Here is a 12,170-nt window from a genome sequence, read left to right as displayed (position 1 = left end):
GTTAACAAACTCTATAATAGAGAATTATAGTGGTGTCTGATTTATCGACCCAGAAAAAACGTCTATTAATGAGGAAATTATCGTGACAAATAAAGAAACTGTCAAGGCTAAAAATGTTAGTCAGTCCGATACTGAGAATAACAATGCCAATAATGCTAATTTTGTCGAGGAAACAAAGCAAGAATTAGCCAAAGTGGTTTGGCCTTCCCGTCAACAGTTACTCAGTGAGTCCGTAGCAGTAATACTTATGGTAACATTAGTTGCTACTCTAATTTATCTAGTAGATAAAGTGTTTGGCTGGGCGGCTGGGAAGGTGTTTTGATGACTTTTACTCCAGAAAATGAGTCGGAATCAACCCCGAAAAGGGCGGTGGGAAAACCTCGTTGGTATGTAGTACAGGTAGGTGCTGGATGCGAAAAAAAAGTCAAAACTGACATCGAACAACGAGTTAATAGTTTTGATTTAGGCGATCGAGTCTTACAAGTAAGAATCCCTCAAAGTCCAACGGTCAAAGTTCGCAAAGATGGTAGTCGCTATAGTGGCGAAGAAAAAGTCTTACCCGGCTATGTGCTAGTAGAAATGATCTTAGATGATGATGCTTGGCAGATGGTTAAAGGTACTCCTAACGTAATTAATTTTGTAGGAGCAGAACAAAGACGGGCAGTTGGTAGAGGACGAGGTCATGTTAAACCCATGCCATTATCCCCTTCTGAAGTCGATCGCATTTTCAAACAAATGGAAGATGCCGAACCTGTGGTCAAAATTGATATGCAGGTGGGAGATCAAATTCTCGTACTGTCTGGGCCCTTTAAAGATTTTGCCGGAGAAGTAATTGAGGTTAGTACCGAAAGAAGCAAACTCAAGGCTTTATTATCAATTTTTGGGCGTGACACTCCCGTAGAATTGGAATTTAATCAAGTAGAAAAACAAGGATAAAAGGAAACTTTAACAATGGCAAAAAAAGTCGTTGCATTAATCAAATTAGCTTTAACTGCGGGCAAGGCAAACCCCGCGCCTCCGGTTGGTCCTGCTTTAGGGCAACACGGTGTGAATATTATGGCATTCTGTAAAGAATATAACGCCAAAACCGCCAATCAAGTAGGGATGATTATTCCTGTAGAAATTTCTGTTTTTGAAGATCGTAGTTTTACCTTTATTCTTAAAACTCCTCCAGCTTCTGAGTTAATCAAAACTGCTGTAGGTATTAAAAGTGGTTCAAAAGAACCTAATCGTAATAAAGTAGCGAAAATTACTAAAGCTCAATTACAAGAAATTGCTCAAACAAAAATGCCAGACTTAAATGCTAATGACATTGAAGCGGCCATGAAGATTATTGCTGGAACTGCCCGTAATATGGGTGTTACCGTAGTTGATTAATTATCAACTAAATTATTACCCACGAATCCTTATCGCTGAATATAAAAGTAATTTTATTCTGGGGAGAGGTATTTACTTCGTTAGTTTACCCAAGGAGATACATAACTTAAAATGAGTAAAAAAGTAAGTCGTAGATTTAAAGAGGCTTTAGCTAAGGTGGAAACCAAAGCCTATCAGCCTTTGGAAGCGTTGGAATTGTTAAAGGAAACTGCAACAGCTAAATTTGATGAAACGGCAGAAGTTCATATCCGCTTAGGTATTGATCCTAAATATACCGATCAGCAATTAAGAACTACTGTTAGTTTACCTAAAGGAACGGGGCAAACTGTCAGAGTGGCGGTAATTACCAGAGGTGAGCAAGTAAAAGAAGCTAAGTCTGCTGGTGCGGATATAGTTGGTGAGGAAGATTTAATCGATGAAATTCAAAAAGGAATGATGGATTTCGATGTGTTAATTGCTACCCCTGATATGATGCCCAAAATTGCTAAATTAGGACGTGCTTTAGGTCCTAAAGGTTTAATGCCTTCTCCTAAAGGTGGTACTGTTACCACTGATTTAGCTGGTGCGATTAATGAGTTTAAAGCTGGAAAATTAGAATTTCGTGCCGATCGAACTGGTATTGTTCATGTCTTATTTGGTAAATCTTCTTTTTCTGCGGAGGATTTATTATCTAATTTAAAAGCAATACAAGAAACCGTCGATCGTCAGCGTCCTTCGGGAGCGAAAGGTCGTTATTGGCGTAGTGTTTATGTTTCTTCTTCTATGGGGCCTTCGATCGAAATTGATATTAACTCTTTAAGAGATCTTAAATTAAACGATTAAATAATTACCTGAGTTCGATATAAAATTATTGTATAAGATAAGGTATTAGAAATTAGGAATTAGGAATTAGGTAAAAAAAATTGATTAAATCAATTAATTGGAATAGTCAAAAATGAATCTAATACCTACTCCTCATCACTCATACTTTTTCAGCACACCCTAATTGTTATTGAGTAATTTATTGTAAATTGTAAAAAATTTATCGATCATTATTTCTTCTGTAAATTTAGTTAAAGCAACTTTTTGAGCCGCTTTTCCCATTTTTTTTGTTAAATCATCATTAGTTAGTAGTTTAATTAAAGCAGAAGATAAAGCCTGTTCATCTCCAGGAGAAATTAGTATTCCAGTAATACCATCTTCGATAATTTCTTGTAAACCACCAGTTTTACTTGCAATGACAGGAATACCAGAGATGATGGCTTCTACTGCCGCCATGCCAAAAGGTTCTGCCCACAAGGAAGGTACAACTTGTAACCAAACTTGATTAAATGTAGAAGCTAATTTTTTTTGAGGAATATAACCTAACATTTGCACGGATGAATTTAAGTTTAATTCTTTGATTAAATTCTTTAAATTCTTATCCTCTGAACCACTACCAGCAATTAGTAATTGAGCGTTAGGAACAACTTTAATTGCTTGATTAAAGGCTCTAATTAATAAATCTACACCCTTTTCTGGTACTAAACGCCCGGCAAAACCAACTAGAGGTATTGATGATAAATTCGATCGAATTTCCCGTTTTGGAACTCCGTGATAAATTACATCTGAAACCTTAATATTTTCCTTTTCAAAAACTGTTTTCACATAATCACTATTAGCAACAATTAAATCAAAAACAAAATGCCATGATTCTAACAGTTTCATCTGTAACATTAAAGGTAAAAAATCTTTTAAAGGTAAACAGTGATTAACATAACAAGGTTTACCAACTTTAACCTGACAAATGGAATTGTTGGGTAATCTTTTTGTACCTAATGGACAAATTGAACGATACCAAACGACTTGTAGTAAACAAGGAATATTTTTCAGTAAAGGCAAAATTAAGGGCGAAAGTTGAGTTAAAAACAAAATAACATGAACTACATCGGGTTTAAATTCCTTTAAAACTTGGCGCAAACGAAACCATGCGAAAATATTAACTGTCTGAAGTAGAGTTCTAAACCTTGAAGTTGTACCAAAACAATAATAATCAGCTAAGGGTTTTTGTCCCGAAATTTGCACTGAACTTGAAAATAAACGTACATCATGACCTTTTTGACATAATAAATCTCTTAAAGTTAAGGTACTTATTTCAGCTCCTCCTGTGGGGGTAGCATAATCATTAATTAATAAAATTTTCATAGATAACCATTATTTTTAAAGCTTTGGATCATTTCCATTACACCTTCTTCTAAGGAAAATTGCGGTACAAATCCTAATTCAGTTTCAGCTTTAGTAATGTCCAAAATTCGAGAACTTAAAAACAATTCATAACGATGAGCTAAAGGCATTTCAATTCTGAAAGTTTGATGTAAAATTTGTGATATAGTTAATAATATTTCAAAAGGTAAAGTAAACTTGTTTTCTTGAGGAAATTTAACGCCTAAATTTTTGGCAATCAAGGTAATAAATTCTCGTAAAGTTATGGCATTTTTTGAGCCAATTAAGTAACAATTTCCTGTACTTTGAGATATTTCTCCACAAAGTTGCAATGCTCTCACGGCATCTTTAATGTGAATTAGATTAAATTCGTTATTACCTGATCCTAATAATTGAAAATTTTGAGTTGCGTGCGCTCCGCGTGTCTTTGACATCGCTTTGGTTAATCCTAACCAATTTAAAGCATTTTTTCCTACCATGCTACTAAGACGAGCGATAACTACAGGTAATCCTTTTTCTTGATAATAAGAAAGTAAGATTTTTTCTCCGGCTAATTTCGTGCGACGATAAATAGTATTAGGATCAGTAGGACTTTTTTCATTAACCATGTTGCAAGAATTAATACCATAAACTCCAGCACTACTGGCATAAATAAACTTTTCGACTTTAGCTTCCATCGCTTTTTCAGCTAAATTACGAGTTGCTTCTACATTTGTTTGCCAAAAATCTTGACGGGAAGATTGAGAGCGACTGGTTTTACCCGCTAAATGATAAATTTGTTGACAACCATCAACAGCTTGATCAATTATTTTTTGATCGGTAATATCTCCTGTTACCACTTCTATTTGTTCATTTTTGATCAGTTCAGGTTTTCGGGCAATAACTTTAACTTGGTAGCCACTTTTTAAAAGTTGTTCTGTTAAATTACCACCGACAAAACCTGTTGCACCCGTCACTAAAACTTTCATATTTAATCGGATTATTCTCTTTAAATTGACGATCGATCATTTCTTCTAAAATTCTTCCTTCCATATATTCAGGAATACTTTGTCCTAATAAATACAGTAAAGTTGGAGCAAAATCAAGGACATTAATTTCTGATATTTGGGCATAGGGATTAATATGTTTACCTACAGCTAACAAAAATCCTTTTCCCCGATGGTTCGTTTTACGTCGAGGAGGTGCAGGAGCCGAAATTAAACCTAATTTGGGATGATAAAGTTGCTTAATTTCTTGATCTTCTACCCACTTAAACACAATATCTGGTAATTCTTCAATACTCTCTCCTTGCACCAATTGAGAAACATGATAAATTTCTTCTATAGCAGGTTTATTAGTATCAAGATTAACTAATAATTTAAGTTCAGTGATGATTTCTTCACAAAGGGAATTATACTCCTCTCCTCGTTCAACAATACCATTTGGTTCTCTATTTTTGAGATTAATACGAATAAAACCTTGAAAATGAATGTCTAAGAAAAAAGCTCTCGTTTCTTGCCAATTAATACTTTTATTAAACTGGTAATTTTGTAATCGATCGTGTATTGTAGTGGGTATAAGGCGATCGTTAATAAAACTTCTAATATCTTGGGGAATTATATTTCTCAGTTTTTGACTCCATGGAGTTTCTAATAATTTTTCCCAACCGGTTATATTTGTTTCTTTAATTTGAGAATCTGGTTTAACCTGCCAACCAAATTTCTCCATAATTTCAGATATAAGGTGATTACCACCATAATAAGGACTAATGCCATGAACTGAAACCACAAAAATAGTTGCATCTTCATCCACATCTTTGAGAATTTCCTCACAACCTCGATCTAATTGACTATAAAGATTAGGTAAAGCCGATTGAAAATGTTTAGCTCTTTGAGCATTATAAGCCCAATGTTGAGTATTATAATCATGATAAAAGAAATGATTGCCATAATGAATTTCCCCAAAAGAAGCTAAAAATAAATCATAATTATCTTGTTCAAGTAGCCATTTTACAGCTTTAGTTTTTTGTTTTAAATTAGAAAGTAATAAATTATAACGACGTTTTTCTTGACTAATAAATTTAGGATTAATTATTTCTTTTGGGTGGCGATATTTACCGAAAAGACGAGTAATTTCTTTTACTTTATCTTCAGGAATTGAATAAGCAGGAATCATAGGATATTCTTCACCCCATCCTGTTATTTGAACACCATTAATATTCTCTAAAGGAAAAGTTTTTGGGAAATCAAAACTTGCTATTTTTTGATTATTTTGATGAAATTTATGCCAAAAAGGCAAGTATTTACAATGCGATCGAGCATTTACTCTAATAATATTAGTAGTTCCCTTTTCTAACCTTTGAAAATTATAATAACCATGTTTACCCGGAGAAACTCCAGTATGAAAAGATGACCAAGGTGCATCAGAAAGAAGACTAGCTAAAGAGTTAACTTTACTCCAAATTCCTTTGTCTTTTAACGATTGTAAAAAAGGGAGTTTTCCCTCATCTAACCAAGTAGAAATTAAATCAGGATCAGCAGAATCTAAACAAACTACAATAATCATTATTTTTACCCCAAATATTTGATAATTTTTTCTTGATCATAGGAAATAGTTGTTAAGACATCATTTTTAATAGTAAGATAAGTTATTAGTTTACGAATATCGCTAATATTAACATCTCCAATTCCACCATAAATCATACTTGTTAAATAGAATTTATTATAACCTTGATAAGGATATATTTACGATCGAATCAGCTAGAAAAAAACTAATTAAAGTTAATAATACTCCTATTATTATTTGAGTGCAAAAAGCTGTATCTAAATGTTCGGATTCTAATTTTTTTCTCAGGAAAATTTCGTGATAATTTTTTAGGGATAAATAAATTGTTAATTAGTTTAACCATTTGTGTTTAGTCTTGATATTTTTCTTTCTTATTTTAATCTTTTAAAGTCAATTTTCGATATATACGATAACTAGAATGGAGCGGTTTTATTACTGTCCAATTTGTAATTAGTTCACCCCCTATTTGATTTTTAAAATCTTTAACTTTATTCAAAGAAGCCCCGTTAAATTATTACTTTCATAGCCAAGTTCAGCTAATCTTTCAAAAATGTAAAAAGTGAAGACGATAAAGAGCAAAATTATTAAAAGCAAAAAATTGTAGAGTTTTATTCTGTTCAAAGAGAGCAATATTCTTAATTTCTTAGAGAATTAAAACCTGATCAGTAAATAATTTTGGCTTGGCTACTTTGAGTTCATAATTTTTATGATTTTTTTTGAGCTATTAATAAATAAACACCCGCTAAAATCCAAATAATAAACTGTATCTTATACTCATAAAAAGGAAATAAATTAACTGCTTTCGCAGGAATCCATAACGTTATTCCTACTATTGATAACACTATAATATTTAATTTATGAGGATTTTTAAAAGTTAATTCTAATAATGCTAATAACAAAAAAACCATCATCACATTATCGTAAATTAAATGATAAAAACAAACTCTCCCCATGATAGATGCGATCGCAAATAGAGTTAATAAAGAATAATTACGGTAGAAATAAAAAACAGTCAAACAAATTATTATCCCCAACATTCCTAAAATAATCGTAGCATTATTAGGGGAGATTCCCAAGGGTAAAAATAGATTAACTAAGGAGTTACCTTGTGCTGTAAAAAAATTAGATTGTTTAAAAATATCTGTTAATATTAACCATAAATGAGTATTAGTTTTCTTTAAAATATAAAGAGTTCCAAAAATAATATAAATTAAGAAAACGAAGATAGTTTTAAATCTCTTTTGACTGAGAGGAATCAAAAAATAAAAAGCTGAAATATTAGGTTTTGTCATAGCTATTCCTAAAAATAAACCTGCCCAAATATTTTTATTTCTTTGAAGCATTATATAAAAAATAATCAGAAAAGCATTAATAATTAAACCATATTGACCATGAGAAATAGTTGTAGAATTACTGCTAATTGCCAAAACAGATGCTAGGGCAAATAAACTATAGGATTGATGATAATTTTTACCTAAATTATAAGCAAATAAACCTAAAATACTTAAACAAATAAGATTAAGAACAATATGATATATACGAGTTAAAGGATAAGAAATAGGGGGAAAAAATAAAAATCCGCTAAAAAATGACCAAGGAAGATAACCACCAGAATCGATCGCTCCTATATTTTCGATTACTAAATTACTACCTTTTCTTGCAAAATAAGGATAATATCCGTGATAAATATATTGTTGTTCTTGCCAACGAAAAAATAAATCAATGTGTTCTTTATTAGTGGGAAATAAAGAATAAAAACCCTTAATAAGATAAACTATACTTATTAATGATAAAATAACAGATAAAATATTCAACTTTTGTGTAAAATTTATTATTTTAAAAAATTTAATTAACATTTTTGAATCTAAATAAAATTACTCCTAAACCAAAACCAAAACCACCGTATAAATAGTAAAACCAATGCCAAAAAATAGCTTTTAAAGTAAAAAATAACCCTTTCTTTGTGTACAAAAAATCATAAAATTTTCTATTAACTATTAATAAAATAATAATTATTATTAACAGAATCAGATAAATAAATTTAAGTTTTAATAAGAATAAAGTTAAAATTAGAAAACTATAAAGAAGTAAAATACTTACTCTGTTCGTCCAATTTAGATTAAGATCATTAACCACATTACCATATTTTAATAATAAAATAGTCCAAGGAATAGCCCGTTGAAAAATATCAGCTTTTAAGAGAGTAATTACTCCCCATTTTTTCAAATGTTTAACCTGAATATCTTTAACTAAATTAATTTTATATCCAGCATTTATTAATCTATAACCTAACTCAATATCTTCTACTGAAGGTAATTTATAACTTTCGTTAAAACCTCCTATTTTTTCAAAAATATCTCGTTTAATAACACCACAAGCCCCCCAAAAAGTTGATGCGTTTTCTTTTCCTTGTTGATGGGTATAATGATGAAATAAATTCTTATATTGGGACAAAAAATTATTCGCCCCGGGTTGATCATCATAAGAACCAATTAAAGCTATTTTGTTCGGATTTGTAGCAAAAAATTGTTGAATATTTGGGATAGTTTGTTCATTAATGGAAACATCAGCATCCAAGAAAAAAAGTAGATCTCCTTTGGCAATTTTAGCACCTAAATTTCTCGCATTTGCTGGGCCTAAAGGACGATCGTTTATAATTATTTTAGAGGTAAATTCTTGAGCTAATTTTCTTGAACCGTCAGTATCCCCGTCAGCTACTATAATAATTTCTGTATCTGGAGGGGCAAATTTTTTAACACTTAATAGACAATGATAAAAAGATTCACCACCATTATAAACAGGGATGATAATGGATAAAGTATAAATAAATTTCTGATAATTCACTTAATATACTGTTGCATAAACATTTTAGTTATTATTTTCATTAATTTATAATAGCTATTGTGGAAAAACTTACATTAAATTTTCTATTCTTATCAAAAACTTTTAGCTAATTTTTTATGATCGAAACATTAAAATCGAATCTGATTATTTCCTGTCAAGCACCCAGCGACTCACCTTTGCATAATCCAAATATCATAGCAGCGATCGCCAAAGCCTGTGTTAATCAAGGCGCAAAAGGTTTAAGAATTGATAGTCCAAGCCACATCAAAGCCGTAAAAAAATTATTACCGGATATTCCTGTTATCGGTTTATGGAAGCAAATGGGGCTTAATTCTTCTGTTTATATTACTCCTCGTTTTGAAGATGCGATCGCAGTAAGTGAGGCAGGTGCAGATATTATTGCTATTGATGCTACTCTGAGAAATCGTCCTAATGGGGAAAATATGGCTGAAATTATCGCCAACATTAAAGAGAATTTAGGTAAGCCCGTTATGGCAGATATTGACACCCTCGAAAATGCGATCGAAGCCCAGAAAGCAGGAGCGGATTTTATTGGTACGACTCTTTACGGTTATACAGAAGCAACACAAGATTTGATCCCACCTAACTTTGAATTTATTGATAAACTGATTAAAACCATCGATAAACCAATTATTTGTGAGGGGGGAGTCAAAACACCCCAAGAAGTGAGAAAAGCCCTTGATTTAGGCTGTTTTTCCGTAGTCGTGGGAACAGCGATTACAGGAATTGATTTATTAGCAAAAAAATTCACAGATGTAACAAAATAGTAAATAGTTACAACAAGTTTGTAGTTATTCAAACATAAAACTTAGTTAAATATATTAATTTGTATTATACTTGTCCTAACTCCTAACTCCTAACTCCTAACTCCTAACTCCTAACTCCTAACTCCTAACTCCTAACTCCTAACTCCTAACTCCTAACTCCTAACTTTTAATCCCTAAGTAGTCTTTGTTTCCGTCTCCAAAGGCTCGTCTTTAAATACAGCCTTAAGTAAAGGAGGTGCGATAAAGGTAGTGGTAATTACCATCACGATAATGGCCGCATCCGTTGCTGGAGATAATGCACCACTAGCAGAGCCTACTCCGGCAAATACTAAACCAACTTCTCCTCTAGGTATCATACCAACCCCGATCGCTAATTTGTTAACTTTTTCTTGTCCCCAAACAGTAAAGCCTGTAACTACTTTACCTACGATCGCCACAACTATTAAAAACGAAGCAATAATTAATCCTTCTCGGTTACTAGGAATTGCAGGATTTAAGACACTTAAATCAGTTTTCGCCCCCACACAGACAAAGAAAATGGGTACAAAGACATCAGCAACAGGAATAATTTGTTTCTCTAATTCTTTACGTTTCTCGGTTTCCGCTAATACTAAACCCGCCGCAAAAGCTCCTAAAATTGCTTCTAATTGAATTACATTAGCGATATAAGCTAAAATGAAGGCAAAAATTAAGCCCACAATTAAAATACTGCCCCTAGTTTTCATTTCATTAACCATACCGATTAACCAAGGACTAATCAAACGGCCAATTAAAATAGTTCCAATTAAGAAAGTGGCGGCGGCTATTACCAAATAAATAATTTGACTAACTTGAATTTCACCGGTTTTGGCAAGACTGGCAACGACGGCTAAAACAATAATTCCTAAAATATCATCTAATACGGCCGCACCAATGATAATTTGTCCTTCGGTAGAACTTAATTTGCCTAATTCGGCTAATACTTTTGCTGTGATGCCAATACTTGTAGCTGTTAGGGCGGCACCTGCAAACACGGCTGGTACGGTGGGAAGATGAAAAATATAAATTAATCCTAGTGCACCTAATAGAAAGGGTACAACTACTCCAACGGTAGCAACGATCGCCGCCGAAGGGCCTACTCTAATTAATTCTTTCAAATCAGATTCTAAACCAATCTCGAAAAGTAAGATAATTACTCCCAACTCTGAGAGAATTTCAATTACTTCACTCATGGTATGAAAAGTTACTTCTTCTGTACCCGGAGCGAGGTTAGCGGTAGTTTGTAATAATTGAATAATAAGAGAATCCTCAGCGCCTAAACCCCCTTCAGGAAATACCAATAACTTGAAAGCAGATACTCCAATTACCACACCTCCAACTAATTCTCCTAACACAGCTGGAAGATTAATTCGAGAACATAATTCTCCTCCTAGCTTACTGGCAAAATAGATTACGACGAGACTTAATAAAACACCGGCTAAAATCAAAGAAGCATCTGCTGTTTGTTCTTCTGAAGCCATTGCTAAAACTGGATGAAACCAAGGCATAAATTTTAATTACCGTCTAAGTTTACGTTTTCTTTTGTTAGTTTAACCTTTAGGGTGAGTGATTGATAATTAATGATGGTTTACCCTTTATTATCTTATTCTTATTCATAATCTAAAATAACTTTTAACCATTGGGGAGGACGAGGAATAGGGTTATTTAGTCGATCGAACATCAATAATCCTACCAAATGAACAGTTAAAGTGTAAATCAAATTATTAACTAATACTACAACCACCGCTAAAATTTGAATTGTGATAATATTAGGCTCGGCGATAATGCCTAATTTCAAGAAAATCCAATCTGCTAAACTTGTTACCTGACTGATAACATAAGCCCATAAGTCTTCTCCTAGCAGTATAGAAAATAACCAAAAACGAAAGAAAAACCCAAAGCAACCAATAAAACTGCCTATAAAAATCGAGAGATACCAATTCACTCCGTTGCGCCATAGTGCGCCTAGTTGAATACCCATTAAGCCATAAGGTATAACATAAATAATACTACGAGGTGGCCCCATTAAAATACCTAGTAATAAACCACAGACAATCGTAGTAATTATAGATGCTCGTTGACCACGACGTAGGTAAATTAAAGCAATAGGTAAAGGAAAAAGCATTTTCAAAAAAGGGCCTAAACGAAAATAATAATCAATTAACCAAATTAGACTAGCTGTACTAGCTAAAAAGGCACTTTCTACCAACGCGATCGTTGCTGGCTTGAACTGATATGATTGCAGTTTCGGAGAGGAATAATATTTTTGTTCCTTATTTTCTGGAGATAAAGAATCGTCTTCTTCATCAATCCAGTTATCATCGTTAAAGTCTTCGGGTAGAGTAGTCAAGAGTTATTTAATTTTATCGCTGAAATTTTACCTATTATAACCTTGACAAACTCCCAATAGAATTAGTT

The 12,170-nt window shown here is 32.7% G+C and carries 13 protein-coding genes; 5 read left to right on the top strand and 8 right to left on the bottom strand.

Annotated features, from left to right (window positions below):
- Positions 1-82 precede the first annotated feature (82 nt).
- From secE to rplA, 4 genes are all read left to right on the top strand, one after another.
- Positions 83-322, top strand: coding sequence for a preprotein translocase subunit SecE (secE, locus tag GM3709_RS15515; RefSeq protein ID WP_144439449.1), 240 nt, complete (start codon positions 83-85; stop codon positions 320-322).
- On the top strand, positions 322-936 hold the full coding sequence (gene nusG, locus GM3709_RS15510; protein WP_066121036.1) for a transcription termination/antitermination protein NusG: 615 nt from the start codon (positions 322-324) through the stop codon (positions 934-936). The genes secE and nusG overlap by 1 nt, the downstream gene beginning before the upstream one ends.
- A gap of 15 nt (positions 937-951) precedes the next feature.
- Positions 952-1,377 carry a 50S ribosomal protein L11 gene (rplK, locus tag GM3709_RS15505; RefSeq protein WP_066121034.1) on the top strand — a complete coding sequence of 142 codons (426 nt, stop codon included), beginning with the start codon at positions 952-954 and terminating at the stop codon, positions 1,375-1,377.
- 111 nt (positions 1,378-1,488) lie between these two features.
- Positions 1,489-2,199, top strand: a complete 711-nt coding sequence (rplA, locus tag GM3709_RS15500; RefSeq protein WP_066121032.1) for a 50S ribosomal protein L1 — start codon at positions 1,489-1,491, stop codon at positions 2,197-2,199.
- Between the two features lie 159 nt (positions 2,200-2,358).
- Here the strand turns inward: rplA and GM3709_RS15495 are convergent, their stop codons facing one another.
- From GM3709_RS15495 to GM3709_RS15475, 6 genes are all read right to left on the bottom strand, one after another.
- Positions 2,359-3,540 (bottom strand): glycosyltransferase family 4 protein, encoded by a 1,182-nt coding sequence (locus GM3709_RS15495; protein WP_066121030.1) that lies wholly within the window; start codon positions 3,538-3,540, stop codon positions 2,359-2,361.
- Complete coding sequence (locus GM3709_RS15490; protein WP_066121028.1) at positions 3,537-4,526, bottom strand: NAD(P)-dependent oxidoreductase; 990 nt, start codon at positions 4,524-4,526, stop codon at positions 3,537-3,539. The genes GM3709_RS15495 and GM3709_RS15490 overlap by 4 nt, the downstream gene beginning before the upstream one ends.
- Positions 4,483-6,102 carry an alkaline phosphatase family protein gene (locus GM3709_RS15485; protein ID WP_066121026.1) on the bottom strand — a complete coding sequence of 540 codons (1,620 nt, stop codon included), beginning with the start codon at positions 6,100-6,102 and terminating at the stop codon, positions 4,483-4,485. Before GM3709_RS15485 ends, GM3709_RS15490 begins: the two co-directional genes overlap by 44 nt.
- A gap of 5 nt (positions 6,103-6,107) precedes the next feature.
- Positions 6,108-6,239, bottom strand: coding sequence for a hypothetical protein (locus GM3709_RS21715; RefSeq protein WP_255359666.1), 132 nt, complete (start codon positions 6,237-6,239; stop codon positions 6,108-6,110).
- Positions 6,240-6,806: 567 nt separating this feature from the next.
- A complete protein-coding gene (locus GM3709_RS15480) occupies positions 6,807-7,916 on the bottom strand; it encodes a glycosyltransferase family 87 protein (protein ID WP_158506751.1) in 1,110 nt (369 codons plus the stop codon).
- A 31-nt stretch (positions 7,917-7,947) separates the two neighbouring features.
- Positions 7,948-8,946: a glycosyltransferase family 2 protein gene (locus tag GM3709_RS15475; protein WP_173645728.1), complete on the bottom strand. Its 999-nt coding sequence runs from the start codon at positions 8,944-8,946 to the stop codon at positions 7,948-7,950.
- A gap of 116 nt (positions 8,947-9,062) precedes the next feature.
- Between GM3709_RS15475 and GM3709_RS15470 the strand changes: the two genes are divergently transcribed.
- Entirely contained in the window at positions 9,063-9,734 is a 672-nt protein-coding gene (locus GM3709_RS15470) for an N-acetylmannosamine-6-phosphate 2-epimerase (protein WP_066121022.1), read from the top strand.
- 173 nt (positions 9,735-9,907) lie between these two features.
- On the opposite strand, the gene GM3709_RS15465 is transcribed toward GM3709_RS15470, so the two are convergent.
- Together GM3709_RS15465 and GM3709_RS15460 are read right to left on the bottom strand one after the other, a co-directional pair.
- Positions 9,908-11,260: a cation:proton antiporter gene (locus GM3709_RS15465; protein ID WP_066121020.1), complete on the bottom strand. Its 1,353-nt coding sequence runs from the start codon at positions 11,258-11,260 to the stop codon at positions 9,908-9,910.
- Positions 11,261-11,361: 101 nt separating this feature from the next.
- Positions 11,362-12,102 carry a DUF2232 domain-containing protein gene (locus GM3709_RS15460; RefSeq protein WP_066121018.1) on the bottom strand — a complete coding sequence of 247 codons (741 nt, stop codon included), beginning with the start codon at positions 12,100-12,102 and terminating at the stop codon, positions 11,362-11,364.
- Positions 12,103-12,170: the final 68 nt, after the last annotated feature.

Origin of the sequence: Geminocystis sp. NIES-3709, assembly GCF_001548115.1 — a bacterium.
Classification (GTDB): domain Bacteria; phylum Cyanobacteriota; class Cyanobacteriia; order Cyanobacteriales; family Cyanobacteriaceae; genus Geminocystis.
The sequence above is the reverse complement of the archived record's forward strand: the minus strand, read 5'-3'. Positions and strand labels throughout refer to the sequence as shown.

Coding starts and splice junctions, on each gene's coding strand:
- nusG (WP_066121036.1), top strand. CDS start 322: ATGACTTTTACTCCAGAAAATGAGTCGGAATCAACCCCGAAAAGGGCG.
- GM3709_RS15490 (WP_066121028.1), bottom strand. CDS start 4,526: ATGAAAGTTTTAGTGACGGGTGCAACAGGTTTTGTCGGTGGTAATTTA.
- GM3709_RS15485 (WP_066121026.1), bottom strand. CDS start 6,102: ATGATTATTGTAGTTTGTTTAGATTCTGCTGATCCTGATTTAATTTCT.
- rplA (WP_066121032.1), top strand. CDS start 1,489: ATGAGTAAAAAAGTAAGTCGTAGATTTAAAGAGGCTTTAGCTAAGGTG.
- GM3709_RS15465 (WP_066121020.1), bottom strand. CDS start 11,260: ATGCCTTGGTTTCATCCAGTTTTAGCAATGGCTTCAGAAGAACAAACA.
- GM3709_RS21715 (WP_255359666.1), bottom strand. CDS start 6,239: ATGATTTATGGTGGAATTGGAGATGTTAATATTAGCGATATTCGTAAA.
- GM3709_RS15470 (WP_066121022.1), top strand. CDS start 9,063: ATGATCGAAACATTAAAATCGAATCTGATTATTTCCTGTCAAGCACCC.
- GM3709_RS15495 (WP_066121030.1), bottom strand. CDS start 3,540: ATGAAAATTTTATTAATTAATGATTATGCTACCCCCACAGGAGGAGCT.
- rplK (WP_066121034.1), top strand. CDS start 952: ATGGCAAAAAAAGTCGTTGCATTAATCAAATTAGCTTTAACTGCGGGC.